The organism is Rhodococcus sp. OS5, assembly GCF_056837585.1.
This window is the reverse complement of sequence record NZ_CM166368.1, coordinates 5,781,710-5,808,281: the sequence shown is the minus strand read 5'-3', so window position 1 is coordinate 5,808,281 and position 26,572 is coordinate 5,781,710. Positions and strand designations below refer to the sequence as shown.

At 62.1% G+C, this 26,572-nt stretch carries 28 protein-coding genes; 20 read left to right on the top strand and 8 right to left on the bottom strand.

The annotated features are described in order from the left end of the window. Positions 1–9: 9 nt before the first annotated feature. Positions 10–630 carry a TetR/AcrR family transcriptional regulator gene (locus ACVZUB_RS27235; protein WP_007730794.1) on the bottom strand — a complete coding sequence of 207 codons (621 nt, stop codon included), beginning with the start codon at positions 628–630 and terminating at the stop codon, positions 10–12. A gap of 116 nt (positions 631–746) precedes the next feature. On the opposite strand from ACVZUB_RS27235, the gene ACVZUB_RS27230 reads away from it, so the two are divergent. The 3 genes from ACVZUB_RS27230 (at position 747) to ACVZUB_RS27220 (ending at position 4,102) form a co-directional block, all read left to right on the top strand. Continuing rightward, positions 747–1,616 (top strand): oxygenase MpaB family protein, encoded by an 870-nt coding sequence (locus ACVZUB_RS27230; RefSeq protein ID WP_047269413.1) that lies wholly within the window; start codon positions 747–749, stop codon positions 1,614–1,616. 104 nt (positions 1,617–1,720) lie between these two features. After that, positions 1,721–2,860, top strand: a complete 1,140-nt coding sequence (locus tag ACVZUB_RS27225) for a serine hydrolase domain-containing protein (protein ID WP_058226892.1) — start codon at positions 1,721–1,723, stop codon at positions 2,858–2,860. A gap of 147 nt (positions 2,861–3,007) precedes the next feature. Beyond that, entirely contained in the window at positions 3,008–4,102 is a 1,095-nt protein-coding gene (locus ACVZUB_RS27220) for a GGDEF domain-containing protein (RefSeq protein WP_042446343.1), read from the top strand. Positions 4,103–4,111: 9 nt separating this feature from the next. Here ACVZUB_RS27220 and ACVZUB_RS27215 read toward each other — a convergent pair whose 3' ends face one another. Both ACVZUB_RS27215 and ACVZUB_RS27210 read right to left on the bottom strand, forming a co-directional pair. Further along, positions 4,112–4,324, bottom strand: coding sequence for a helix-hairpin-helix domain-containing protein (locus ACVZUB_RS27215; RefSeq protein WP_007730800.1), 213 nt, complete (start codon positions 4,322–4,324; stop codon positions 4,112–4,114). Positions 4,325–4,356: 32 nt separating this feature from the next. Continuing rightward, a complete protein-coding gene (locus tag ACVZUB_RS27210; protein WP_042446339.1) occupies positions 4,357–5,787 on the bottom strand; it encodes an MFS transporter in 1,431 nt (476 codons plus the stop codon). 63 nt (positions 5,788–5,850) lie between these two features. Between ACVZUB_RS27210 and soxR the strand changes: the two genes are divergently transcribed. Further along, positions 5,851–6,291 (top strand): redox-sensitive transcriptional activator SoxR, encoded by a 441-nt coding sequence (soxR, locus tag ACVZUB_RS27205; RefSeq protein ID WP_003943238.1) that lies wholly within the window; start codon positions 5,851–5,853, stop codon positions 6,289–6,291. Positions 6,292–6,303: 12 nt separating this feature from the next. On the opposite strand, the gene ACVZUB_RS27200 is transcribed toward soxR, so the two are convergent. From ACVZUB_RS27200 to ACVZUB_RS27190, 3 genes are all read right to left on the bottom strand, one after another. Beyond that, the gene (locus tag ACVZUB_RS27200; protein WP_003943111.1) at positions 6,304–7,110 is read right to left on the bottom strand and encodes an ABC transporter ATP-binding protein; all 807 of its coding nucleotides are present in this window, start codon (positions 7,108–7,110) and stop codon (positions 6,304–6,306) included. Between the two features lie 15 nt (positions 7,111–7,125). Next, a complete protein-coding gene (locus tag ACVZUB_RS27195) occupies positions 7,126–7,830 on the bottom strand; it encodes a FadR/GntR family transcriptional regulator (protein WP_003943086.1) in 705 nt (234 codons plus the stop codon). Positions 7,831–7,932: 102 nt separating this feature from the next. Continuing rightward, entirely contained in the window at positions 7,933–8,493 is a 561-nt protein-coding gene (locus ACVZUB_RS27190) for a TetR/AcrR family transcriptional regulator (protein WP_003943195.1), read from the bottom strand. A 157-nt stretch (positions 8,494–8,650) separates the two neighbouring features. On the opposite strand from ACVZUB_RS27190, the gene ACVZUB_RS27185 reads away from it, so the two are divergent. The 6 genes from ACVZUB_RS27185 to ACVZUB_RS27160 all read left to right on the top strand — a co-directional run bounded on the left by ACVZUB_RS27185 (position 8,651) and on the right by ACVZUB_RS27160 (position 14,680). Next, positions 8,651–9,622, top strand: a complete 972-nt coding sequence (locus ACVZUB_RS27185) for a phosphotriesterase family protein (RefSeq protein ID WP_003943005.1) — start codon at positions 8,651–8,653, stop codon at positions 9,620–9,622. Between the two features lie 3 nt (positions 9,623–9,625). After that, positions 9,626–11,281, top strand: a complete 1,656-nt coding sequence (locus ACVZUB_RS27180) for an AMP-binding protein (protein WP_065351530.1) — start codon at positions 9,626–9,628, stop codon at positions 11,279–11,281. Positions 11,282–11,531: 250 nt separating this feature from the next. Continuing rightward, a complete protein-coding gene (locus ACVZUB_RS27175) occupies positions 11,532–12,923 on the top strand; it encodes an MFS transporter (protein ID WP_058038323.1) in 1,392 nt (463 codons plus the stop codon). 68 nt (positions 12,924–12,991) lie between these two features. Further along, entirely contained in the window at positions 12,992–13,666 is a 675-nt protein-coding gene (locus tag ACVZUB_RS27170; RefSeq protein WP_054187504.1) for a TetR/AcrR family transcriptional regulator, read from the top strand. 38 nt (positions 13,667–13,704) lie between these two features. After that, a complete protein-coding gene (locus ACVZUB_RS27165; RefSeq protein WP_065351528.1) occupies positions 13,705–14,337 on the top strand; it encodes an HAD family hydrolase in 633 nt (210 codons plus the stop codon). 55 nt (positions 14,338–14,392) lie between these two features. Beyond that, entirely contained in the window at positions 14,393–14,680 is a 288-nt protein-coding gene (locus ACVZUB_RS27160) for a putative quinol monooxygenase (RefSeq protein WP_042446304.1), read from the top strand. Positions 14,681–14,754: 74 nt separating this feature from the next. On the opposite strand, the gene ACVZUB_RS27155 is transcribed toward ACVZUB_RS27160, so the two are convergent. Further along, complete coding sequence (locus ACVZUB_RS27155) at positions 14,755–16,257, bottom strand: class I adenylate-forming enzyme family protein (RefSeq protein WP_007730820.1); 1,503 nt, start codon at positions 16,255–16,257, stop codon at positions 14,755–14,757. A gap of 137 nt (positions 16,258–16,394) precedes the next feature. On the opposite strand from ACVZUB_RS27155, the gene ACVZUB_RS27150 reads away from it, so the two are divergent. Further along, positions 16,395–17,075, top strand: coding sequence for a TetR/AcrR family transcriptional regulator (locus ACVZUB_RS27150; protein WP_007730821.1), 681 nt, complete (start codon positions 16,395–16,397; stop codon positions 17,073–17,075). Between the two features lie 73 nt (positions 17,076–17,148). On the opposite strand, the gene ACVZUB_RS27145 is transcribed toward ACVZUB_RS27150, so the two are convergent. Further along, positions 17,149–17,625, bottom strand: a complete 477-nt coding sequence (locus tag ACVZUB_RS27145; RefSeq protein ID WP_003942878.1) for a MaoC family dehydratase — start codon at positions 17,623–17,625, stop codon at positions 17,149–17,151. Between the two features lie 157 nt (positions 17,626–17,782). On the opposite strand from ACVZUB_RS27145, the gene ACVZUB_RS27140 reads away from it, so the two are divergent. The 9 genes from ACVZUB_RS27140 to ACVZUB_RS27100 are packed head-to-tail and all read left to right on the top strand — an operon-like array spanning position 17,783 to position 26,563. Beyond that, positions 17,783–18,604, top strand: coding sequence for an SDR family oxidoreductase (locus ACVZUB_RS27140; protein WP_003942864.1), 822 nt, complete (start codon positions 17,783–17,785; stop codon positions 18,602–18,604). Beyond that, positions 18,601–19,404: an enoyl-CoA hydratase-related protein gene (locus ACVZUB_RS27135; protein ID WP_050656976.1), complete on the top strand. Its 804-nt coding sequence runs from the start codon at positions 18,601–18,603 to the stop codon at positions 19,402–19,404. Before ACVZUB_RS27140 ends, ACVZUB_RS27135 begins: the two co-directional genes overlap by 4 nt. Then, positions 19,391–20,611, top strand: coding sequence for an acyl-CoA dehydrogenase family protein (locus ACVZUB_RS27130; RefSeq protein ID WP_019745701.1), 1,221 nt, complete (start codon positions 19,391–19,393; stop codon positions 20,609–20,611). Before ACVZUB_RS27135 ends, ACVZUB_RS27130 begins: the two co-directional genes overlap by 14 nt. A 1-nt stretch (position 20,612) precedes the next feature. Further along, complete coding sequence (locus ACVZUB_RS27125; RefSeq protein ID WP_007730827.1) at positions 20,613–21,395, top strand: SDR family oxidoreductase; 783 nt, start codon at positions 20,613–20,615, stop codon at positions 21,393–21,395. Continuing rightward, positions 21,388–22,422, top strand: coding sequence for a phosphotransferase family protein (locus ACVZUB_RS27120; protein WP_482627928.1), 1,035 nt, complete (start codon positions 21,388–21,390; stop codon positions 22,420–22,422). Before ACVZUB_RS27125 ends, ACVZUB_RS27120 begins: the two co-directional genes overlap by 8 nt. 45 nt (positions 22,423–22,467) lie before the next feature. Further along, a complete protein-coding gene (gene fabG, locus ACVZUB_RS27115) occupies positions 22,468–23,226 on the top strand; it encodes a 3-oxoacyl-ACP reductase FabG (protein ID WP_083056388.1) in 759 nt (252 codons plus the stop codon). Positions 23,227–23,260: 34 nt separating this feature from the next. Next, positions 23,261–24,454 (top strand): acyl-CoA dehydrogenase family protein, encoded by a 1,194-nt coding sequence (locus ACVZUB_RS27110; protein ID WP_003943047.1) that lies wholly within the window; start codon positions 23,261–23,263, stop codon positions 24,452–24,454. After that, positions 24,451–25,548, top strand: a complete 1,098-nt coding sequence (locus tag ACVZUB_RS27105; RefSeq protein WP_482627927.1) for an acyl-CoA dehydrogenase family protein — start codon at positions 24,451–24,453, stop codon at positions 25,546–25,548. The genes ACVZUB_RS27110 and ACVZUB_RS27105 overlap by 4 nt, the downstream gene beginning before the upstream one ends. Before the next feature lie 31 nt (positions 25,549–25,579). Beyond that, positions 25,580–26,563 (top strand): NADPH:quinone oxidoreductase family protein, encoded by a 984-nt coding sequence (locus tag ACVZUB_RS27100; protein WP_003943088.1) that lies wholly within the window; start codon positions 25,580–25,582, stop codon positions 26,561–26,563. Positions 26,564–26,572: the final 9 nt, after the last annotated feature.

Below are 26,572 nucleotides of genomic sequence, written 5' to 3'. Positions count from 1 at the left end.
TGCAGGAGCTCAAGACGGCGGCAGGGCGGGTGCGAGCAGGATCGCCGCACATTCGGCGACCAGTTCTTCTTCCGTCACGTCGATGTACCCGTCGAGCCATGCACTGAGGGTCTGCGCCAGGCCGCCGACCAGGAACGTGGCCGTCAGGGTCAGATGACCGCTGTCGTTCAATCGGTAGAAGGTCTTCGCGTTGGCGGCCAGGAGGCCGATGAATATCGTCGTCGACGCTTGGCGTTTCTCGGCCAGGACAGGGCTCGTCAGGGCGCTGGAGAACAGTAGACGTCCGCGACGGGGATCGTTCGCGATAGTGCGGACGATATTCGCGATTCCAGCGAGCGCCTTGCCGCGTTCGGTCTCGGCGGCGTCCACTGCAGCCTGGGTTGAAACGGCGATGTCCGTGATGACGGTGTCGTAGACGGCCGACATCAGAGCATCACGATCGGTGAAGCTCTCGTAGAAGTACCGCGCCGCGACACCGGCCTTCTTGCACACTCCGCGGACCGTCAGTTCGGGCTCGGCGGAGCCCATGAGTTCCAGACCGGCCTCGATCAGCGCCTCCCGTCGTTGGGCTACGCGGAGCGCGCCGTCGACGCCACCGTACGAACGCGGTTGGTCATTCATGAAGACCATCTTTGCATCCAGAGATTGCTTGACATCTCGGCATTTCGGCGTTTCACTCATCTGAGAACATGCGTTCGCAGATATCGACTCGAAGGGGTTCTGCCATGACGGTGAGTAGGGATTCGATGGACGGGCGCGAGGAAGCGGTGGCAGGCGGCATCGGAGCGGTCGGCGTCCAGGCGGTCGACATCGACGCCGAGGTTGAAAAGGCGATGTCCGGGCTCGGACTGTTGGCCGCAGGCGCCAACGTCATCATGCAGTTGGCGCGCCCGGCGGTGGGGTACGGCGTGTATGAGAGCAAGGTCGAGACGGGTCGGTTGGATCGGCATCCGGTGAAGCGAACCCGGACGACGCTGACGTATCTCGCCGTCGCAAGCCTGGCGACGGACGAAGAAAAGAAGCTGTACCGACGCGCAGTCAACGGCTCTCACAAGCACGTTCGCTCCGATGAGAACAGCGCGGTCGAATACAACGCGTTCGATCCCGAACTGCAGTTGTGGGTAGCCGCCTGCCTGTACCGAGGCTTCGAGGACGTCTACAAAATCTTGTACGGGGATCTCGATCCGGTCACCCGGGATGCGTTCTATCAGCGCAGCGCCACGTTCGGTACAACCCTTCAGATGCGACGCGACATGTGGCCGGCGGACCGGGATGCGTTCGAGGTCTACTGGAACGAGAACCTCGACAAGGTGGCGATCGACGAGACGATTCGTGAGCATCTCTACGGGATCGCGTCGGCGACCTTCACTCCGAAGTTGTTGCATCCCGTGGTCGGTCCGCTCAACCGATTTGTCACCACCGGGTTCCTGCCCCAAGCCTTTCGTGACGAAATGCGGCTCCCGTGGTCAGTGCGTCAGCAGCGTAACTTCGACCGATCCATGCGCGTCGCCGCGCTGGTCAATCGGTTCAGTCCGAAGATTCTGCGGATGTTTCCCTACAACTTCTATCTCTGGGATCTGCGTCGGCGCATCGCCAAGGGAATCCCGTTGGTCTGAGCCGACTCTGGCACTTGAAGTGATTGACACCACAGGTGAATCGGACACATACTCGACATAGTTGAAGTTGACGTCAAGTTTCATCATTCCTGTGGAGGCTGTCAGTGGCGAACATCGAAGGCGTATGTGACCAGCGATTCTCTGGCTTGAAGGAGGCGCTGGCACGCAATCTCGATTCCGGCGAGGACGTCGGGGCAGCGATCGCACTGACGATCGACGGCGAATCCGTCGTCGACATGTGGGGCGGTTGGGTCGACGTCGAGCACACTGCTCCTTGGTCTCGCGACACCGTTACCAATGTCTGGTCCTGCAGCAAGACCGTGACCGCACTGGCCGCGCTCATGCTCGTCGACCGCGGGTTGCTTGATCTCGACGCCCCGGTCGCGCAGTACTGGCCGGAATTCGCAGCAGCGGGCAAGGACCGAATTCGGGTCCGGCAACTGTTGTCGCACACCTCGGGTGTGTCGGGGTGGGATCAACCGTTCACCCTCGAGAACATTTGCGACGACGAATATGCCACCGCCAGGTTGGCGACGCAGGCTCCGTGGTGGGAACCGGGTACGGCATCCGGATACCACGCCCTCAACTACGGCCACCTGATCGGCGAGGTCGTCAGGCGCATCGACGGACGAACCCTCGGCCGCTTCATCGACGAGGAAATCGCCGGCCCACTCGATGCTGATTTCCGCCTGGGCTTGCCGAAGTCGGAATACGGGCGAGTCTCGAATGTGATTGCGCCACCGCCGTTGCCGATCGACATCGCGGCACTCGGGATGGACAACATCATGGTGAAGACATTCACCGCGCCGCCCGCTGACGCTACAGGTTCGTGGACCGACGGGTGGCGCGCCGCCGAGATCGGTGCGGCCAACGGTCATTCGAATGCGAGGGCACTCGCAAGGATCCAATCGGTGATCGCGTGCGGTGGCAAGGTCGGTGACGTTCGCTTGCTGTCGGAGGAAACGATCGACAAGATCTTCGAGGAGCAGTCGTACGGGGTCGACCTCGTCCTCGGCGTGCCGGTCCGCTTCGGCGTCGGATTCGGATTGCCGACGCCCGAGTCCGCCCCGTTCATTCCGGAGGGGCGAATCTGCTTCTGGGGAGGTTGGGGTGGCTCGCAGATCATCATCGACACCGAGAAGCGCATGACGTTCTCGTACGTGATGAACAAGATGGGGCCGGGTCTGCTCGGTTCCGAGAGATCGGCGCAGTACGTATCGGCGGCCTACGACGCTTTGAGTTGATCGACCGATTCAAATCCGGCAGAACGGTTTTTGTCTGTCGCCGCTGACTATGCTGCCGGATATGCCAGTGTGCTCCGGGGGGAAATCAGCGAGTCCGTTTCGTCGAAGTACGCCCAAAAGTTGCGGAGCTGCATCGGCTGATCGGCGATGAACGGTTTGGTCGACGTCGTCATGCGCTGGTGGCAGTTGCCGGACCAGTTCCACAGTTTCAGCAGGTACCTCCAGGACCGCGGGTTCTTGACTTCCTGCCGGGCGCTGGTCGGCGGAACAGCATTCTGGATGGGGCTGGTGTTGCTGTCGGCGCGATTCAGTGACGTCGGTCCGCAAGGTACGTTCTGGCGAGCGGTCAATCTGGCGGTCATCGCGCTGTGCCTCGGCGCGGCCCTGATCTGGTGGCTGTTTCCGCCTACGCCGCTGTGGTCGTACACCTTTGTCGTGGGTTCCGACGTCGCGATTGCGGCGGCGGCCGCAACCGACTCGGAACCGCTGGGACGACTCATCGCGTGCGTCGTTTTCGCGTCGATCGGCGGCTACATCGCGTTCTTCCACAATCCGAAACTCCAAGTCGGTCACTTGGTCTTCGCCTCGACCGTCACGGTGCTTTCGGGGTGGACTTTGTTGTTCGGGCCAGCAGCGGACGTCGGCTTGGGACTGGCGAAGATCTCGGTTGTGCTGGCTACGATCATCGTGATTCCTGTTGTGTCACAGATTGTTCTGGCGGTCCTGGGTTCGGATGCCACTACCTCCGACATCGACCCGTTGACCGGACTGCTCAACCGTCGCGGATTGGCGCGTCGGGTGAACGACTTGATGGGCGCTCCGGTCACCGAAGCGGATGCACTGCTCGTAGTGGTGATCGACCTCGATCGCTTCAAGACGATCAACGACGTTCACGGCCATGACGTAGGAGACAGCACGATCATGCGAACTGCACTGCGCATCCGTTTGTGGACAACCCAGTCCGCCTTGACTGCTCGTATGGGCGGTGACGAGTTCGTCGTGGTCGAACGGGTACCGGTCAGCGTGATCTCCAGGCTGGAAGGACAGATCCGCTCCGCGATGGACGGAGCGAACGATGACCCTCCGACGAGCGCGAGCATCGGAATGGCGGTCCGCACCGCGCCCCGGAATCCGGGTGAGTCAGTCGACGCTGCTTTTGCCGAACTCTTCCGCGTCGCGGACTCGGTGATGTACGAAGCGAAGCGCGAAGGTGGCAACCAGGTGCGGGCGAGCCTGGTCTGATGTGAGAGCTCAGTCGGCGAAGCTCAGACCACGTTCGGCGAGTGCTTCGCGCAGAATCCTCAAGGCCTTCGGTCCCATCCCGTGCAAAGCGCCGAGTTCCTTCTCGGACACGGACGTCAGCTGCGCGAGATGGGTGTAACCCGCTGCGATCAGCGCGCGCTGTGCGGGAGCTCCCGTCTTCGGGAAGTCGGTTTCCACTGTGCCCGGATCCGGTTCTGTCACTGGCCAACTCCTCCGTGTGGGTTTCTCACAGTTTAGCGAGCGTCGTGAACGATTTCGGGGCTGCCGATTTTGTCGGGCGTTCGCGGAAGTGCGCGAGCTGCCACGGCAATGCCGATGATCGAGACAGCGGCGAAGGTGAAGAGAAGCAATTGCGCAGAACGAAGCGTCGACGGTTCGCCGATGTTGACCAGCACTCCGGCCAGGGCTGCACCGAAGGCATTGGCGATCAGCTGAACGGTGTTGATGGCAGCCGAGGCACGCGCACCTTCTCCGGGATCGGTGACCGAGGTCATCGCCCCGACTGCAAGATGAGGCCAGGCGATGCCGATTCCGACGCCGGCGAACAGCAGTCCGATCACCCACGCGACCATCGCACCGGCGCCGGCGTGTTCGGTGAGAAATGCTGCCATGATGCCCAACCCGATCGCGACGAGGATCGGACCGCTGACAACGATTCGTCGCACGATACGAGGGGTCGTGGCCGAGGCGCTCGGGATTTCGCCGAGAGTCCAGCCGAGAGCGAGTGCGGCCCCGAGGAATCCGGCCGCGAGAGGCGCCAGGCCGGCAAGTCGTTGCCCGAAGAGTGGAATGAACGTCTCGACGGTCGACGCGACAGCGAGGACGACGATGGTCAGGTACACCCATTTGAGGGACGACGCGTTGAACGTCGACGGCGGTAGTACGCCGTGGCGCGAGCGACGGTCAGCGGCGACAAAGGCGATCAGTAGCAGCACAGCGGCGAGAACCATTGCGGCGGTCACGGCGAGGTTGGACAGAATTCCGGCAACGCTGACCAGCAAAGCTGCCGCAGTCAGCAATGCCAGCGAGAGGACCGGCACCGGGCTACTGGTGGTGCTGCCCGGTTCATGTGCCGGTAGCGCGCTGGGGACGAGAGCGGCGACTGCGATCGTCGCGATGACCAGGACGCCGAAAGCCCATCGCCAGGCTCCGAACTGAGCAAAGACACCGCCGATTGCAGGGCCGGCGAAGGTGCCGACTCCCCACATCGCCGAAACCAGCGCGGCCCCGCGAGTCCACAGATGTCTGGGGAGCGCGGCATTGATGACGGCGTAACCGAGACCGGCCAGCAGGCCACCGCCCGAACCCTGGATCGTGCGGCCGACCAACAGCAATTCCATCGTCGGGCTGACCGCACAGACAACGGTGCCGAGCGCGAAGATCGCGAGGCCGATCAGGTAGGCCCCGCGCGGTCCCCTGGCAGCGAGGACGTTGGTGACCAACATCGAAGAGATGACGGAAGCAATGAGGAAGACCGTCGCGGTCCAGGCGTAGTACTGCTGACCGCCGATGTCGTCGATGGCAGTCGGAAGCAGGCTGGTCGTCAGGTAGACGTTGGTCGCGTACAGCGCAACGCCGCCTGCGAGGACGGTAGCGGTGCCGAGGTATCGACCGCTCAGGAGTTGCCGCCAGGTTCCGGCGGGAGCATCGGTGGGGGAGTGCATGTTGTCGAAGGTAGAATCTCGAGTGCGCTTCAGGTCAATGTCGCGCAGCCATTGGGAGGCAGAATGATCCGTAAGAGTGACGAACTTCTCTCGATCGGTGAGGTATCGGAGCGCACTGGCGTCGCCGTGTCGGCTGTGCGCTACTACGAAACACTCGGTCTGGTTCCTGCGGAGCGGACGGCAGGAAATATGAGGAAGTTCCCGCGGCACTCGATCCGGCGGGTGTCGCTGATCCAGTTGGCAGTCAGGTTCGGGATACCTCTGGCCGAAGTTGCCGAAGTATTCGGATCGTTGCCGCAGGGTCGAACTCCGACGAAGAAGGACTGGCGCAAGATTTCCACGGAGTGGAATCAGCGCCTCGAGGATCGCAAGCAGGCCATCAACCGGATGCAGGACGAACTGACGGGCTGTATCGGCTGCGGGTGTCTGTCACTGAAAACATGCAACCTGCTCAACCCTGGAGACGAACTGGGCCGGGAGGGACCCGGCGCCAGGCGTCTCTGAAACTACTGTCGGTCACACTCTTTCGCGTGGCCGCGACTGGGCATTCCACCGACCACCACGACGCTCGATCTCGATGGGATGCGAGAAGCACTCGCTGATGTTCTGGGTGGTGATCACATCCTCGGCGAGGCCGCTGGCGGTCACGACGCCGTCCTTGATCAGAAGAGCATGTGTGGTGGTGCTGGGGATCTCCTCGATGTGGTGCGTCACGAGGATGCTGGCAAGTGACGGGTTCTGATTGCGGAGGTCGTCCAGTGCCGTCAAGAGTTGTTCGCGTGCAGCAAGATCGAGCCCGGTCGCCGGTTCGTCGAGCAGAAGCAGGCGCGGTTCGACCATGAGTGCGCGGGCGATCAGGGCTCGTCCCCGTTCGCCTTGGGACAAGTTGGGCCACAGTGCGTCCGAACGCGGACTCATTCCGAGTAGATCGATCAGTGCGTCGGCGTGAGCCTCTTGCTCCGGCGTCGGTGACCAGCGCGGCATCACCTCGGTGGTGTTGGTGAGGCCGGTGATCACGACGTTGCGGACGGTGATCGGAATTCCGATCGTGTGACGAGGGTTCACGTGCCCGATGTCCATCCGCAGTTCCCTCATGTCGACGCGGCCCAACTTGTGGCCGAGGACGTAAACGGAACCGCGAGTCGGGTGGGCGGTTGCTCCGAGCAGGCTCAGAAGCGTGCTCTTGCCCGCGCCGTTCGCGCCGAGGAGGACCCAGTGTTGTCCGGGTTCGATCGAAATGTTGATGTCTTTCAACAAGTATCGGCCGTCGCGGACGAGATCCACGTGTTCGGTCGACAGAACTGTGCCGGTGGGGTGTTGCACGAGAACTAACCTCTCTTAGGCGTCGAGCACACGCAGTCGTCGTAGGACGGTGTCGATGTTTGCTCGAGTTGCCGCTACCGCGGCTTCTGGGTCGGCGTCTTGAAGGGCCTCGACCAACTGATCATGGGCATGTGAGGTGTCGGGGACGCCGGCCTCGTGGGCCATCATCTCGACGAGGGATTCACGAAGGAGTGGACGCACCGACGTGAAAAGCGAGAGCAGAACTGCGTTTCCTGACAGTCGAACGACTTCGGTGTGGAAGTCGAGGTCGACGTCGACGAACTTCTCGACATCACCCTCGAAATGACTGTGTCGCATGGTCAGTCGCCGCCGCAGGCCGTCGAGGTCCTCGGGTTGTACCCGCTCCGCGGCCAGTCTGGCGGCCTCGATCTCGAGTGCGCGACGGACTTCGAAGACCTCGAGGATCCTCGAGCGTCGAAGAAGTTTGGTGAATTCGTCGACGTGCTCGAGTTCGGACGCGGCAGCCACGAAGGTTCCGACGCCGTGTCGGACTTCGAGTAGTCCGTCGCGAGCGAGGAGGCGGATTGCCTCGCGAATCGAGGAACGCCCGACGCCGAGTTCGACGGCGAGGGCCGCCTCGCTCGGTATGCGCTCGGACGGCGCCCACGTTCCATGCATGATTCGCCCGCGCAGCAACTGTTCGAGTTGCGGTACCAGCGGACCACTGCGAAGTGTGAATCCTGTGTGGTCGTCGGACACGGCTCGCCTCTCGGGTGGGTACCGAAAGAGTAACAACTCATCAGACGTCTGAGGACTCGGGTGGCCGGTGTGTCGCCGTAGTGTTCACGCGGTCGAAGCGTGTCAGTTGCGGGTGACGCCGAGGAGCAGTGCGATCAGGTCGAGGGCCGTCTCGATCTCGGCCTTTTCTCGGCCGAGCAGGGGGGCGTAGAGGTGTACGTCGCAGATGCGAACGAGGGCTTCGCCCAGCACTTGCGGCGAGAGCGTGATCGTCAGTTGGCCGGCGTCGACCTGGGACTGCAAGATTTCGGCGGTGATGGAGGCGGAGATCGATTCGATGGAGCCGGGCATCATCGCGAGTTTGATGAACACCATCGGTTCGCGTTTGGTCAGCGCGCGCAGTTCTGTTGACGATTCCACCGATCGCATAACGCGGCCGAAGACGTCGAGAATGTACTCCGGACCTTGCCCCGACGCCTGTGACATCGCCTTTCGGTATGTCCGTTCGGTGGCCTCGGCCAGCACTGTTCCGAGCAGCTCGTCGCGGTTGCCGACCCAGCGGTACAGCGTCGCGCGGCCTACGCCGAGACGTTCGGCGAGCAGTGACATGTCGAGTGGTTCCTCCGCGAGGTACATGCTCGCGGCGGTGTCGATCGCGCGTCGGCGTTCGAGGTCGGTAGGCATCGGGACATTCTCTCCGGTTGTCCGGTACTGCACAATTTCGGCCGTTGAAAAATGGTGAGCCTCGGGGGATCGAGCCTATTGACGAACCTGGCCACGTGAGACACACTAGCTCATTGTCTCATGTTAGTGATGGCGATCACAGTCAGGGGTTCGATCGATGAGTTCAGTACAAACCGTTCGTGGGCCGGTGGATACAGCCGATCTGGGAAAGGTGTTGATGCACGAGCATGTCTTCGTTCTGGGTGAGGAGTTGCGCCAGAACTACCCCGACTACCCCGAACCCTGGGACGAGGAAGTGCGGGTAGCGGACGCAGTAGCAAAGCTGACCGAGGTGAAGTCCCGCGGAATCAGCACGATCGTCGATCCCACAGTGATCGGCCTCGGCCGGTACATTCCGCGAATCGTCCGGATCAACGAGCAGGTCGATCTCAACATCATCGTTGCTACCGGCATCTACACCTACAACGACATTCCCTTCCAATTCCATTACACCGGACCGGGATTGCTGTTCGACGGCCCCGAGCCGATGGTCGAACTGTTCGTCAAGGACATCAGGGAAGGAATCGCCGGAACCGGTGTCCGAGCCTCCTTCCTGAAGTGCGCCATCGAGGAGCCGGGCCTTACCCCCGGCGTCGAGCGGGTCATGCGCGCGGTCGGACAGTCGCAGGTGGAAACGGGAGTGCCGATCACCGTGCACACCAACCCGCACACTGAATCCGGGCTGGTCGCGCAGAAGGTTCTGGCCGAAGAGGGTGCGGATCTGACCAAGGTGGTCATCGGTCACTCCGGCGACACCACCGATCTCGATTACCTGTGTGCGCTGGCCGATGCCGGTTCGCTACTGGGGATGGACCGTTTTGGTCTCGAACCGTTCCTGTCGTTCGAGGATCGTGTCAACACCGTGGTGGAGATGGCCCGTCGCGGTTACGCGGAGAAGATGGTTCTGGCACATGACGCGTCGTGTTTCATCGACTACTTCCCCAGCGCGGCAAGAGAAGTGGCACTTCCGAACTGGAACTACACCCATATCAGTGATGATGTCATTCCGGCGCTGCTCGAACGTGGTGTCACCGAAGACCAGGTCAAGGCGATGCTGGTGGACAACCCACGTCGGTACTTCGAGAGCTGAGATATGACCAACGTGTACGAGAGCAAGCCCTGGCTCGCCAATTACGACGCCGACACTCCGCCGAACGTGGACATCGAGCATGCCAACGCCCTCGCGATGTTCCGTGCTTCGCTGGAGCGCGATCGCACCGCCCCGATCATCAGGTACTTCGACAGGACCGTCAGCTTTGCTGAACTCGACGAGATGTCGGACGCGCTTGCGGTAGCCCTCGCCGTGGACGGAATCGGGTTCGGCGACAGAGTTTCCTTTGTCCTGCAGAATGTTCCGCAGTTCGTGATCGCGACAGTCGCGGTCTGGAAGCTCGGTGCCGTCGTCGTTCCGGTCAATCCAATGTACCGCGACCGTGAGCTGTCCACCGTACTGGCCGACAGCGGAGCGGTAGCAGTCATCTGTCTCGAGTCCTCGGCCGAGACCGTGGCGACTGCGTCCGAGGGCACCGAAGTGCGACGGGTCATCACTACGTCGGAACGGGATTTTCAGTCGCGCGACGATGAACGGATCTTCGGTTCGGCGTCCAGGATTCGTCATGATGGATTTCCGGACCTACTGGAACTGATCGAGGCTCATCGAGGACAGAAGCCCGAGAAGGTCGATCTGTCTCCGGAAGACCTTGCCTACCTTCCTTATACGTCGGGGACGACCGGCCCGCCGAAGGGGTCGATGAACACGCACTCAAATGTCGTGTTCGCAGCGCAGATCTATCGGGACTGGCTGGGGTTGCGCCCCGGCGGCGCGATGTTCGCGGTGGCGCCACTGTTCCATATCACCGGGTTGATCGGGCACGTCGCGGCTCCACTCCTGGCCGGCGCGCCCACGATTCTGACCTGCCGATTCCATCCCATCGTTGCAGCGGAGTCAATTTCGGAGCATCGGGCTACCGCGATCATCGGAGCGATCACGGTATTCATCGCGTGGACGGACAGCGCCGCAGTCTCGAAGGAATCTTTGAGCTCTCTCGAGTCGGTGTATTCAGGTGGCGCGCCGATCCCGCACGCGGCGTTGGAAGCGTTCCGGTCGAAGTTCGGTCACTACATTCACAACGGCTACGGGCTGACCGAGACGAACAGCCCGGCAATCGTGGTGCCGAATTCGCGTGAAGCGCCGGTAGATCCGGCGTCGGGGGCCGTTGCTGTCGGCGTACCGGTATCGAATACGTACGCCGAGGTGGTGGACGAGAACGACAAGCCGGTACAGGTCGGGGAGTACGGCGAGATCGTGGTCTCCGGGCCTCAGGTTGCACTCGGTTACTGGAACAAGCCAGCCGAAACCGCGCATGCCATGCCGGACGGGCGTTTTCACACCGGCGACATCGGATTCATGGACGGCGACGGTTGGTTCTACATCGTCGACCGGATGAAGGATCAGATCAATGCGTCGGGCTTCAAAGTGTGGCCACGCGAAGTGGAAGATGTTCTCTACGAACACCCCGCCGTACGAGAAGCTGCCGTCGTCGGTGTCATGGATCCGTATCGGGGCGAAACCGTGAAGGCCTTCGTGTCTTTCAAGGATGGTTTCGAGGCGACCACCGAGGATCTGGTCGAGTTCTGCAAGGAAAGGCTTGCAGCATACAAGTATCCACGCATCGTCGAGGTAATGAACGACCTGCCGAAAACAGTGAGCGGCAAGATTCTTCGTCGTGAACTGCGGGTACCGAACTAGATCTACCTGACAAACGAATTGCCGGCCGCCGACAAGGTGAGCCGGCCATTCGTCGTGGTGGCTGACGAGCATCGGTAGGGGATTTAGTCCCCTATGCGGCAATGCATTTCAGTGATTGACATCACTCTTTTTGTATCGCAGACTGATCGCAACGCCACAGAGTTGAAGTTGGTGTCAGTTTCTACTTCTGGCCCGGTTCCGCTTCTCAACTCCCGGCGCGACGAGCGTCCGACCCATCGAGGAGTAACCCATGACGAGATCGGCAGTGGATTCGAACACGCAGGCAGGGGGTCTGTCCGATCAGGAACGGAAGAAGAAGAAAGCGCACCGCAAACTTCTCGGCGCGGGACTGCTCGGCAGTTCCATCGAGTGGTACGACTTCTTCTTGTACGGAACGGCTGCGGCACTGGTCTTTCCGCATGTGTTCTTCCCCGATTCATCCGCACTGATGGGCACATTGCTCTCGTTCAGTACGTTCTGGGCCGGCTTCGTTGCCCGCCCCATCGGCGGTTTGGTCGCCGGACACTTCGGCGACAAGTATGGGCGTAAGCCCGCTGTCGTCACCTGCCTGTTGCTGATGGCCGTCGCGACGTTCCTGATCGGCGCGATCCCGAGTGCGTCGGCAATCGGCGTCGTCGCTCCGATTCTTCTGGTGACACTGCGATTCATCCAAGGTCTCGCCTGCGGTGGCCAGTGGGGCGGAATCGTCCTTCTCCTCACCGAATCCGCGAGTCCCAAGAAGCGCGGATTCTCAGGCACTTTCGGTCAGATGGGTGTCTCGTTCGGTGTAGTGCTGGGCAACCTGGTCTTCCTCGTCGCGACCGCGACCATTTCCAATGATGCATTCCTGAGCTGGGGTTGGCGAGTTCCGTTCTTCGCCAGCGCGCTGCTCTTCCCCGTGGTTCTGTACATCCAGACGAAGGTCGAGGACACGCCGGAATTCCTCGAGTTGCAGGAAGACGCCAAGAAGAACCAAAAGGACGTCGTCGTTCAGGCTCCACTGGCGCAGGCGCTCAAGGATCACTGGCGCAAGATTCTGCTCGGTTGCGGACTTCTGGCCGCCACCAATGCACTGTTCTACATCAGCATCGCCGGCGTGCTCAGCTACGGCACAACCGAACTGGGGTTGAAGCGGAACTCACTGCTCATCATCTCGCTCCTGAGTGCGTTGCTGACAGTCGGCGTGGTGCTGTGGTCCGGGAAGATGTCCGACAAGATCGGTCGTCGTCCGATGATCCTGATCGGCGCCGCGGCGATCGTGGTCTGGGCATTCCCGTACTTCTGGTTGATCAACACCAAGTCCCTGCCGCTGTTCTTCATCGCGGTGACAGTCGGCAGCGTGTTCCAGTCGATGACCTACGGGCCGATCGCTGCGTACATGGGTGAGCTGTTCGCGCCCAACGTGCGTTACTCGGCAGCATCGTTGGCGTACCAGCTGGCGGCGATCACGGTCAGCGGTGGTACTCCGTTCATCATGACGGCACTCATCGCGAAGACCGGGACCACTACATGGGTTGCCGTGTTCGTAGCCCTCATGGGTCTGGTGACCTTCTTCAGTGCCTGGGTGCTGAAAGAGACCAACCCGAAGGAAGTTCGGGATGATCCGAACGCAATTCCGGGCGCGCACCTGTACGCCAAGTAACTCTTTCGGTTTCGAGCAGACGCCCGCTATCGGTCACCGGTAGCGGGCGTCTGACGTATAACTGGAGCATGGCTGCAGCACGCACAGGCTCCGAAGATGCTTCGTCGACAGCGTCACGGGAACTCCCCTCCACTCAGCGTGGTTTGCGTACGCGTCGAGCGTTGATCGATGCGGCCCGCACCGTTTTCGAACGGTCCGGCTATCTGGACTCGCGGCTGATCGACATCACTGTGGAGGCGCAGTGCTCGGCCGGTACCTTCTACACCTACTTCGCGAGCAAAGAAGAGATCTTCGCGGCAGTGATGGAGTTGGCACGCGAAGACATGATGCATCCGGGTATGCCGCACACTCCGAAAGGCGCGGATCCTGCTGAGGTCATCGCGGCGAGTAACCGCGCGTACCTCGAGGCGTACCGACGGAACGCGAAGCTGATGGGACTGCTCGAGCAGGTAGCAAGCATCGATCCGGAGTTCCGGGTTCTCCGCCTCGAGCGTGCTGACGCGTTTGTTCGACGCAACGCGCGCAGTATCGAGAAGCTGCAGAAAGCCGGACTGGCGGACGCGAATCTGGATCCGCTACTGACGTCTCGGGCACTCTCCGGGATGATCAGTCGACTTGCGTTCGGGTACTTCGTATCCCGCGGCGGCGAGGACGGCGCCGCCGGAGTGACCTTCGACGGTCTGCTCGATACGGTCAACCGGTTGTGGATCAACACTTTACAATTCTCGCTGCGCCAAAACTGATGTTGACGCCGGGTTCATGTTTGGTGTCTGATGGAGCAATGACACCTACGCGTACGGCAGTGCTCGTCGATTTCGGTGGAGTTCTCACCTCCAGTGTTCTTCAGGCCTTCGAAGACTTCGGGGCCTCGCTTGGGGGCGACCCACGACTTCCGTTGACCCTGCTCTCCCGCGACGACGTCTCGAAGAGACTGCTCTCCGATCACGAATCCGGAAAGATCGACCAGGAGGCCTTCGAAGCAGGATTCGGGGAACGGCTACGAGCGCACGGCGCAGTCGTCGACAGCGTTGGATTGGTCGACCGTATGCAAGCCGGGCTGATTCGAGACGAGGAGATGGTGCGTCTGCTCGCGGACGTGCGGGCGGCGGGTCACCCTGTTGCGCTCGTGTCCAATGCTTTCGGGCGTGATTGCTACGCGGGTTTTGTGCTCGAGGACCTCGCCGACGAAGTGGTGATCTCCTCGGAAGTCGGGATTCGTAAGCCCTCTCGTCAGATCTACACCATCGCGTGCGAGCGGCTGGGTGTTGCGCCCGAAGGCGCCGTGATGATCGACGACCTGCAACAGAACCTCGACGGCGCGGCACGATTGGGGATCGCCGGCATTCTCCACACCGATGCGGAAAGCACTCGCAGTCAGTTGGAATCGACGTTCGGACTACTGCCCATGCAGTGAAACTGTAGGTTCTCGGTAACACTCGAATACTGCTGGAACACTTTTGGAGGAATGAATGATTGCTGTCATCGCGGATATCACCGTCAAAGACGGAAGCGGCGAACAGTTCGAAGCCGTAGTCGCCGAACTTGCCGAGAAGGTGCGCACGGAAGAGCCCGGAACGGTTCTGTATCAACTGATCCGCTCGAAGACGGATACGAATTCCTACAAGTTCATGGAGCTGTATCAAGACGGTGCTGCGATCAAGGCCCATGGATCGTCCGAGCATTTCCAGGCCGCGGGAAAGGCGATGGCGCCCTTCCTCGCAGGCGCCCCGCAGATCGAGTACTTCGACGCACTCTGAGCGTATGGACAGGGCACTCTGAGCGCATGGACAGGTGAACCCCGGCGAAATCTCGCCGGGGTTCACCTGTGTTTTCAGTTCTGCTTCTGGGCGAGGAGTTCGGTGCGGTCGATCGATCGCTTGAGGATCTTTCCCGTCGAACCCTTCGGGAGCGCGTCGATGAACTGGACCACCCGCGGAATCTTGTAGGCGGACAGACGTTCCCGAGCCCACGAGGTGACGTCATCTGCTTCGAGGTCGGAGCCTGGGCGAACGGCCACCACCGCCGCAACCTCCTCGCCGTAGTAGTCGTCGGGTATACCGATCACCGCGGCCTCGATGATGTCGGGGTGCTGGTAGAGCACCTCTTCGACCTCGCCTGGATAGACGTTGTATCCACCGCGGATGATGAGGTCCTTGACGCGGTCGACGATGCGAAGGTCACCGTCGGCGTCGGTCTCGCCGAGGTCTCCGGTGCGGAACCATCCGTCGTCGGACAGGACGGCGGCCGTGTCGGCCGGGCGCTTCCAGTAGCCCTTCATGACCGTCGGTCCTTTGATGAATACCTCGCCCACTGTGCCTGCCTGGCAGACATTTCCGTCGTGATCACGGACCTCGACCTCGGTGCGCGGTACGGCGCGGCCGGTGTATCCGATCTTTGCGACGCGGTCGATGCTGTTGAAAGTTCCGAATGCGCTCGTCTCGGTCAGGCCGTAGCCCTCGAGGATTGTGCAGTTGAACCGTGCTTCGAAGGCGCGAGCGACTTCACCGGGAAGTGATGCGCCACCGGAGATTGCGATCCGCAGTTGTTCGAAGTCGGAGCTGTCCACGTCGGCTGCGGCGTGCAGCATGGCATTCCACATGGTGGGGACGCCGGCCATGATGGTGAGCTTGTCCCGACGCACCAGATCGAGCATGGCGGCCGGGTCGAACCGGGCGAGCAGGGATAGTGATCCGCCGCCGGTGAAGGTTGCCATCATGACCGAACCCTGGCCGAAGATGTGAAAGAGCGGCAGTCCGGTACCGGTGCGGTCCGAGGGATTTCCGCGGCTGCTCTCGGCGCCGATCTCACCGGCAGACAACAGATTCCCGACCGTCAGCTGAGCGCCCTTCGGACGTCCGGTGGTACCGGAGGTGTAGAGAATCGCCGTGGTGTCCGCTGTGTCGCGGTCGACCACCGTTGCCGGTGGATGGTCGGCCTTCGCCGATTCTTCGGTGAGCGTCCACACCGGGACGCCGCGCGCACTCCCTGCATCCTGAACTGCGGGACCGAGCTGGTGCCAGGCGATCGCCAGCGAAATCTCGGCGTCGTCCAGTACGTACTCGACTTCGGGTTGCGCCGACATCGTGTTGATGGGCACCACGACACAACCTGCAGCCTGAATCCCCATGTACGCCACGATGAATTCAGGCACCGACGGCGCCGCGAGCAGAACCCGGTCGCCGATGCTCAACCCTTCGTCGCGAATGCGGCCGGCAAACGCCAGAGACGCGTCGTGGAGCTGTCGGTATGTCCAATGATTATCCGTGCCGCGAATTGCAATATTTTCCGGAGTGGCTTCCGCGTGACGGGTCACCGGGTCGAGAACGCTAACCATGGTTCTGCCTTTCGGGAGGAATCGACCGATTGTGTGTCCTGGGTCTCACCAGAGCGTACACTTGAATCCGGCGTCAACATCGAGTCTGCTGGGATTGTCCCGAAAATGATGTTGATCGGAAGGATGAGGAGCGCACCGTGCTCGACGACGAATCGCGAATTGCCGCCTTACCGGTGGCTCCGCCCGCGCTGCTCCGGGATCGACCGACCACCGAGCGGGGGACACGCACGCGTGCGGCATTGGTTGCTGCTGCCCGTAAGGTTTTCGAGCGCAGTGGCTATCTCGATGCACGTTTGATCGACATCGCAAAAGAAGCCGGTTGCGCGACGGGATCGTTCTACACGTACTTCGCGAACAAGGAAGAGGTGTTCGCCGCCGTCCTCGAGGTCGCGCGAGACGACATGATGCACCCGGGCATGGGACGCGTTGCGAGCGCGGACGATCCGTACGCCGTGCTCGAGGCAAGTAATCGAGCGTATCTGGCCGCGTATCAACGCAATGCGAAGTTGATGGGGCTCATGGAGCAGGTAGCTCACATCGACCCGGAGTTCCGGAAGTTCCGCAGCGAGCGTGCCAATGCGTTCATACGCCGTAATGCCCGCGGGATTGCAGATCTGCAGTCCCGCGGCATCGCGGACACGACGCTGGATCCGATGACGGCGTCGATTGCTCTGTCCGGCATGGTGAGTCGACTCGCCTACAGTCTGTTCACCCTTCGTGAGGGTGAGGTGGACGGGCGTTCACCGGAGTTCGATCAGATTGTCGCCACTGTGACCGATCTGTGGGCGAACGCTCTGAAGTTCCCCGACCGTCTCTGACGAGGTGGGCCGCCCCGGCTGCATCGATGTTCGAGCGGCCGGGCGTCCCAGTCTCGGTTCAGCTCTTTTCGGTTCAGCTCTTTTCGACGACGCGAGCGACGGATTCGGCGACCACGACGGGCTTGTCGGAACCCTCGCGCTCGACCACCTGGCTCATCTTCACTTGGATTCCGCCGGGCAACTGCTCCGCGGACACGACGGTTGCGCGCATGCGGACCCGGGATCCCACGGGAACGGGAGCGGGGAAGCGAACCTTGTCGTAGCCGTAATTGAGGCTGTGGGCGAAGCCGTCGAAGTGGATGAGTTGGTAGGAGAACTGGGGTCCCAGTGAGAGGCTGAAGAGTCCGTGCGCGATCGTGCTGCCGAGCGGGCTCGATGCGGCTCGTTCCGGGTCGACATGAATCCACTGATGATCGTTTGTGGCTTCGGCGAACGCGTTGATGCGCTCCTGGGTGATGTCGTACCACTCCGTCGGGCCAAGTTCCTGGCCGATGAGCTTCTCGAGCTCGGCGAAGGTGGACGGGCGGACGGGCAATTGGTTTTCAGTCATCGTTATCCCTTTACTCGCAGTTCAGGAGGACGGAACGGGCCGTTCGGGTGACCGTCGCGATTCGACGGTTGAAACTGACGCCGGATTCAACTATACATGAGGGGAGACGTGGATCACTGTCAGCGCGTAGGTATGACGCAAGCGAGAGGAATCGCTCATGAAGGTTGCCCAGAAGGTAGCAATTGTCACCGGTGGCGGCGGGGGAATCGGCGGTGCACTGGCCGAGCGACTGGCTGCCGAGGGTGCTCGCGTCGTAGTGGCTGACCTGGACGGGGCAGCAGCTTCGGCAGTAGCGGAGGCGATCAACGCGGAGCGTCCCGGAGCGGCCGTGTCTGCCGGTGGCGACGTCTCCGACGAGACGGTCATTGCGGGCCTGATCGCGCAGGCGGAAAAGGAATTCGGCCCGGTCGACCTCTACTTCGCCAATGCCGGCGTTACCGGTGGCATGGGCCTCGACATCAGTGAAGACGTCTGGGACACGACGATCGACGTCAACGTTCGCGCCCACATTCGCGCTGCCAGGCTCCTCGTCCCCGGCTGGACGGAGCGCGGGGAGGGCTACTTCATCAGCACGGCCTCTGCGGCCGGCTTGCTCAGTCAGGTCGGGTCCGCCGCGTACTCGGTGACCAAACATGCCGCGGTCGCGTTTGCCGAGTGGCTCTCGATCACCTACGGAGATCAGGGTGTTCGCGTCAGTTGCCTGTGCCCGATGGGCGTCAACACCAAGCTTCTCTACGAAGGTGAGAATTCCGGCGATCCGGTCGGCAAGGCCGCAACCGGAGCCGTGCTTGCGGCAGGCAATGTTCTCGAGCCTGCCGAATGCGCCGAAATCGTTCTTGCGGCAGTGGATGCCGAAGAGTTTCTCATCCTTCCGCACAAGAACGTGCTGGACATGTACCGGCAGAAGGGCGCCGACTACGACCGTTGGCTGCGCGGGATGCGCCGGTACCAGGCGTCGCTCCTCGCGGGAACACGATGACCGAGGAACTCGTCCTCTCCGAGCAGAGAGGAGCGGTGCTGGTTCTGACATTCAATCGGCCCCGCGTTCTCAACGCGTGGACCAACGAGCTCGAAGATCAGTACTACGACTTTCTGGCCGTGGCAGACGAAGATCCCAGTGTCCGAGCAATTGTTGTCACCGGCTCCGGCCGAGGATTCTGCTCGGGGGCTGACCTCGGCAATTTGAAGAACGTCGGCGAAGTCTCCGAAAGTGATCTTGTCCGGCCGCGAGACCGTCATTTCCCGACCACCATCCGCAAGCCGCTGATCGCCGCCGTCAACGGCGTCGCTGCCGGGCTCGGAATGGTCGAGGCTCTGTACTGCGACGTTCGTTTCGGTTCGAGCGCAACACGATTCACTACCGCGTTCGCGCGTCGAGGCCTGATTGCGGAGTACGGCATCTCCTGGATGTTGCCCCGCTTGGTCGGGCACAGTCGAGCAGTCGATCTTCTGCTTTCCAGCCGGATGGTGGACGCCGACGAGGCGTACCGCATCGGTCTGATCGACCACCTGGTCACCGGCGGTGACGTTCTGGATGCGGCGATTGCTTACGCCGAGGACATCGCGGCGAACTGCTCGCCGACGTCCCTCTCCGTCATCAAATCTCAGATGAGTGCCGACGCGCACTCGACCTTCACTGATTCCGCCAGGCATGCGGAATCGCTGATGCTGAACGCATTTCACGGCCCGGATGTCGTCGAGGGTGTCAACAGCCATCTCGAACATCGAGCCCCCAATTTTCCTTCCCTCTCTGTCAGGAGTTCACATGTCAGTGTTTGAGTTCTCGGATCGCACCAAGAAGTACCAGGCCGAACTGCTCGATTTCATGGACAAGCACGTTTACCCGGCCGAAGCGGTCTACGAAGAGCAGATGCGTGAGTCCGGTAACCCGCACTTTCAGCCGCCGATCATCGACGACTTGAAGAAGGAAGCCAAGGCCCGCGGGCTGTGGAACCTCTTCCATCCCCATCCCGAATGGGGCCCCGGCCTGACCAACCTGGAATACGCACCGCTCGCGGAGATCATGGGCCGCAGCCACCTGGCCTCCGAGGCCACCAACTGCGCCGCTCCGGACACGGGAAACATGGAGGTGCTCACGCTCTTCGGCACCGACGAGCACAAGGAGAAGTACCTCAAGCCGCTTCTCGAAGGCGAAATTCGTTCCGCTTTCGCGATGACCGAGCCCGAGGTTGCCAGCTCCGACGCCACCAACATCCAGCTCCGTATGGACCGTGACGGCGACGAGTACGTGCTGAACGGCCGTAAGTGGTTCGCTTCCAACGCCTTGCACCAGAACTGCAAGGTTCTGATCGTCATGGGTAAGACCGACTTCAATGCCGCCACCCACCGTCAGCAGTCGATGATGGTCGTGCCGATCGATGCTCCCGGCGTCACGATCCTGCGCAACCTGCCGGTTTTCGGCTACCAGGACCGCGAAGGACACGGCGAGATCACTTTCGAGGACGTGCGCGTCCCGGCCAAGGACATTCTCGCCGGTGAGGGTGAAGGATTCGCGATCAGCCAGGCCCGCCTCGGCCCCGGCCGCATCCACCACTGCATGCGTGCAATCGGAATGGCCGAGCGCGCACTGGAACTGATGTGCAAGCGCGCATCCACCCGCATCACCTTCGGGAAGCCCGTCAGTGACAACGCGAATATCCAGGACTGGATCGCCGAGGCTCGTATCGACATCGAGATGGTTCGACTCCTCACGCTCAAGGCCGCACACATGATGGACACGGTGGGCAACAAGGAAGCGCGCACCGAGATCGCAGCCATCAAGGTTGCGGCACCGAACATCGCGCTCAAGATCATCGACCGCGCCATCCAGGTTCACGGCGGTGGCGGCGTCACCGACGACTTCCCGCTCGCGATGGCTTACGCCCACATGCGCACCCTTCGCCTGGCCGACGGCCCGGACGAGGTGCACAAGCGCGCCATCGCCAAGCAGGAACTGCGCAAGTACCGCGAAGTCAAGGCGAACTGACATGGCAGGACTGGATCTCACAGGTAAGACGGCAATCGTCACAGGCGCATCGCGGGGCATCGGCCTCGCGACCGCGCAGGCGATTGCGGCGGCGGGCGGAAACGTCGTACTGACTTCGCGCTCACAGGAATCCGCAGATGCGGCTGCCGCGCAGGTGAACGGCAACGCGATCGGCGTCGGCGCTCACGCGACGGACGAGGATGCTGCACGCAAGTGCGTCGAGCAGACGATCGAGCGTTTCGGCAGTCTCGACATCTTGGTGAACAACGCGGGCACCAACCCGTCGTTCGGGCCGATCATCAACCAGGATCACTCGCGCTTCGCCAAGACTTTCGACGTCAACGTGTGGGCTCCAGTCCTGTGGACCGGCCTCGCAGCGCGGGCCTGGATGGGCGAGCACGGTGGTTCCGTGGTCAACACCGCTTCGATCGGCGGCATGGCGTTCGAGGCGGGAATCGGTACGTACAACGCGTCGAAGGCTGCTCTGATCCACATCACCAAGCAGTTGGCGCTCGAGTTGTCACCGAAGATTCGTGTCAACGCCGTTGCGCCGGGAGTGGTGAGAACCAAACTCGCCGAAGCTCTGTGGAAAGAACACGAAGAAGCGGTGTCCGCGTCGACTGCTCTCGGACGCATCGGTGAACCCGAGGACGTGGCCGCTGCCATTGCCTTCCTGGTTTCGGATGCAGCCCAGTGGATCACCGGCGAGATCATGACCATCGACGGTGGCCAGTTGTTGGGTGACGCACTCCCGTTCCGACAGGGAGCGTCCGTCGGTGGCTAGCGTCGGAGTAGTGGGACTCGATACCGAAGCGGTCACCGGGTGGATCGCAGGCCTGGGGATCGACTTTTCCGGGCCGTTGTCCTTCGATCGAATCGGCTTGGGGCAGTCGAATCTCACGTACCTGGTTCGCGATCAGGACGGCAATCGCTGGGTGCTACGACGCCCACCGCTGGGGCATCTGCTGGCCTCGGCTCACGACGTGGCGCGTGAGGCTCGAATCCTGAGCGCTCTCGAATCCACCGACGTGCCTTCGCCGCGAGTATTCGGGTTGACCGAGGATCCTGCCGTCACCGAAGTTCCGCTGCTCCTCATGGAATTCGTGGACGGCGAAGTGGTGGACCGAATGCCTCTTGCGGAGGCGTTGTCGGAAGATCGTCGCCGGGCAATCGGAATCTCGCTCGCTCCGACGCTGGCGAAGATACACGCCGTCGACCTCGAGCAGGCAGGTCTCGACGACTTGGCAAGTCACAAGCCCTACGCCGCGCGACAGCTGAAGCGGTGGGGTGGTCAGTGGGAACAGTCGAAGACGCGGGAATGCCCTGATCTGGACGATCTCACCCGACGCCTGATTGCAGCCCAGCCGGATCACACTGAAACCACGTTGGTGCACGGCGACTTTCACCTACGCAATGTGATCACCTCGGCGAGCAACGGCGAAGTTGTCGCGGCCCTCGACTGGGAACTGTGCACTCTCGGTGATCCGTTGGCGGACGTCGGAAGCTTGTTGGCGTACTGGCCGGCGGCTGGTGAGAATACCGGCGGCGATTTCCCGGCGTCGGCACTCCCGGGATTCCCCTCGCGAGAGGAGATCTCCCGGATCTATCTCGAGGCCACCGGACGGGATCCTGCTGCGCTGAAGTTCTGGCACACGTTGGGACTGTGGAAGATTGCCGTGATCGCCGAGGGCGTGATGCGTCGCGCCCGCGACGAACCGCAGAATGCCGCCGAGAGCGGAACTCCCACCGTGGAACGTATTGACGCCTTGGTCGCCAAAGCCAGGGAAATTGCAGATCAGGCCGGGATCTGACGAGATCGTCCGGTGTCCGTCGAATCACGAAAGTATGGAGGGCCAGTGAGCCAGGAACGTAGAACCGCAATTGTCACGGGTGCAGCACGCGGAATCGGTGCGGCAGTAGCGAAGCGACTGTCGGAAGACGGTTTTGCCGTCGCCGTGCTCGACCTCGACGAAGCGGCGTGTGCCGGAACCGTCGACGCGATCAAGGCCGCAGGCGGACAGGCACTGGCCGTCGGCGCTGACGTCTCCGACGAGGCTTCGGTCGCTGCAGCAGTGGATCGTGTTGCCGCAGAACTGGGTGCACCTACCGTGCTGATCAACAATGCCGGCATCACTCGCGACAACCTTCTGTTCAAGATGAGCGTTGCCGAGTGGGATTCGGTGATGAACGTCCACCTGCGCGGAGCGTTCCTCATGTCGCGTGCGGTGCAGAAGTACATGGTGGAAGCGAAGTTCGGCCGCATCGTGAACCTCTCGAGCACGTCGGCTCTCGGTAATCGTGGACAGGTCAACTACTCCGCTGCGAAGGCCGGAATGCAGGGCTTCACCAAGACATTGGCCTTCGAGCTGGGCAAGTTCGGCGTCACCGCCAACGCCATTGCACCCGGATTCATCGAAACCGAGATGACCGCCGCAACGGCCGAGCGCATGGGCGTCGGCTTCGACGACTTCAAGACCGCTGCCGCTTCGCAGATCCCGGTCAACCGTGTCGGTCAGCCCGAGGACATCGCGCACACCGCGTCGTTCTTCGTCAGCGAAGGCGCGGGCTTCGTTTCCGGTCAGGTCGTCTACGTCGCCGGTGGACCGAAGGACTGACCGTCCGCTCACCGCTCGAACCGAAGGAATGGGCATGGCTTTCGACGAAGAGGCAGTATCGCGTGATCTCACCGAAAAGGTGAACACGCTTCTCGCGGAGAATGATCCGAACAGCGTGTCGGTATCGGACTTCCTCGGCGCACGATTCGACGCCGGACTGGCGTGGGTTCATTTCCCCGAAGGTCATGGGGGACTCGGTGTACCGCAGAGCTTTCAGCGTCAGGTGAACGCTCAGCTGGAGGCCGCCGGTGCACCGGGCCCGGCCACCGGCAAGAACGGGATCGGACTGGGCATGGCGGCACCGACCATCGCTGCCTTCGGCACCGAGGAGCAGAAGCAGAAGTTCCTGCGCCCGTTGTGGACTGCGGAGACGGTCTACTGCCAGCTGTTCAGTGAACCGGGCGCAGGTTCGGACCTCGCGGCCGTCGCTACCCGCGCCGTCCGCGACGGCGACGACTGGATAGTCAACGGGCAGAAGGTATGGACGTCGGGCGCGCAGAATGCGCAGCTGGCGATTCTCGTGGCCAGGACCGATCCGTCACGTTCCAAGCATGCGGGTCTGAGCTACTTCATCTGCGACATGACCGATCCGGGCGTCGATGTCCGGCCGCTGCGTCAGATCACCGGCGAGGCCGAATTCAACGAGGTATTCCTCACGGACGTCAGGATTCCGGACGCCAATCGCCTCGGAGCCGAAGGCCAGGGGTGGAAGGTTGCGACCACCACCCTGAACAACGAGCGTGTTGCCATCGGTTCGGGCGCACCGCGTGAGGGAGGCATGATCGGAAAGGTCGCTCAGGCCTGGCGTGACGAGCCCGAGCTGCGTAACCCGGCGATGCACGACGAGTTGATGCGACTCTGGACCGAATCCGAAGTTGCGCGTCTGACCGGTGAGCGACTGCGCCAGCAGCTCGCCGCCGGCCAGCCCGGCCCCGAAGGCTCGGGAATGAAGCTCGCGTTTGCCGGTTTGGCTCAGCAGATTTCGGGTTTCGACCTCGAGCTGCACGGCGAAGCCGGTCTGCGCTACGACGACTGGACGCTGCGTCGACCGGATTCCGTCGACTTCACCGGGCGTGAACCCGGATACCGGTACCTGCGAGCCAAGGGCAATTCGATCGAGGGCGGAACGTCGGAGATCCTGCGCAACGTCATCGCAGAACGTGTACTCGGGCTGCCGCCCGAGCATCGCGTCGACAAGGACATCGCCTGGAAGGACTTACCCCGATGAGCGCCGATCTGTTGTACTCCGAGACCGAACAAGATCTGCGAGCCAGCGTCAGACGACTGCTGAGCGAGCGTGCCGGTGCCGACACCGTGGTCACGGCGTACGACGACGTGTCCGCCGACTTCACCGGGCTGTGGAAGTCGCTGGCGTCGGAACTCGGTTTGGCGGGACTGCTGGTACCCGAGGAGTTGGGCGGGGCAGGTGCGTCGACGCGTGAGGCGGCGGTCGTGATGGAGGAGATCGGACGTGCGGTCGCTCCCGTTCCGTTCTTCACCAGCGCGGTGCTGGCGACGACGGCGTTGCTGAAGGCCGGCGAGACCGAGGTGCTCGGTCAATTGGCAGCGGGGGATTCGACGGCTGCTCTGGTCGTCCCGTTGTCCACTGCACCAGGAACTTTCACACCTACTGTCAAGGCAACGGCGAGTGGACTCGTCGGCAGCGTCACGACGGTTGCCGGCGTCGCCGAGTCCGATGTTCTTGTTGTTCCGGTTGCCGGTGAGAGCGGCCTGGAGCTGCACACCGTTCGGATCGCCGACGCTACCGTCACGCCGGTTCTGTCCCTGGACATGACGCGCCGATTGGCGGACGTCGAGTTCTCGGGTTCGTCGTCGGTCCGTGTCGACAGCGGCAATGCGGCGCAAGCGGTTGAGGAAGCGTTCCTCTGCGGAAGCGCACTTCTGGCGTCCGAACAGTTCGCTGTAGCTCAGTGGTGCCTCGAAACGACTCTCGCGTATGTGAAGGAGCGCAAGCAGTTCGGCCGGGCGATCGGTTCGTACCAGGCGATCAAGCACCGCCTCGCCGATCTCTGGCTCGAAGTCAGCTCTTCGGGCGCGGCAGCACGCTATGCGGCGGACACCTATGCACGCGGCGACGCCGATGCGGCGATCGCAGCGACGGTGGCCCAGGCATTCTGCAGCGGCGTCGCGGTTCATGCTGCGGAGGAGTGCGTCCAACTTCATGGTGGTATCGGAATGACGTGGGAGTATCCGGCGCACCTGTACCTCAAACGGGCGAAGAGCGATCAGCTGTCGCTGGGAACCGCGTATCAGCATCGGGCACGCCTCGCCGAGTTGGTCGACCTCCCGATCTCGTCCTGAAACTCACCCACTATCTGTCTGGAGAATTGCTGTGAAGGCTTGGCGCGTCAACGAACTCGGTCAACCCCGCGATGTGCTCGCGTTGGAGGAGACCGCGGATCCCACCCCGAATGCGACGGAGATGTTGGTCAAGGTGCTGGCGGCTCCGGCCAACTTCCCCGACGTCCTCATGTGCCGCGGTGAGTACCAGATCAAGCCGCCGCTGCCCTTCACACCCGGTGTCGAACTGTGTGGTGAAGTGGTCTCGGTCGGTGAATCGGTGACCAAATTCGCAGTGGGGGACCGGGTGATCGGTAATCCGAGTCTGCCGTCCGGCGGATTCGCCGAGTACTCGGTACTGGATCAGAACAACACGTTCCCGGCGCCGTCGGCTCTCGACGACGCGGAAGCATCCGCTCTGAGCATCGGCTATCAGACAGCGTGGTTCGCTCTGCATCGCCGCACCCAACTGCTCGAGGGTGAGACGTTGTTGGTCCACGCTGCTGCGGGTGGTGTCGGTAGTGCGGCAGTGCAACTCGGCAAGGCGGCAGGCGCCAAGGTGATCGGTGTCGTCGGCGGCCCGGACAAGGCCGAGTACGCGCGCAAGCTCGGCGCCGACCTCGTCGTAGACCGTCACAGTGAGGACTTCGTGGCAGCGGTCAAGGAGTTCACCGGCGGCAAGGGCGCCGACGTGGTCTTCGATCCGGTCGGCGGCGACGCATACGCGAAGTCCACCAAGTGCATCGCCTTCGAGGGACGGATCGTCATCATCGGCTTCGCCGGTGGCACGATCCCGCAGCCGGCACTCAATCACGCTCTCATCAAGAACTATTCGATCATCGGACTGCACTGGGGGCTGTACAAGGCCTACAACCAGCAGGCCATCGACGACTGCCACGTCGAGCTCACCAGGCTCGCCGATGCCGGCTTGGTCAAACCACTGATCAGTGAGCGGCTGTCGTTGACGGACGTTGCCGACGGTATCGGTCGCCTCGGCGACGGCACCACGGTCGGTCGCGTCGTGTTCCAGCCCTGATTCTTGCTG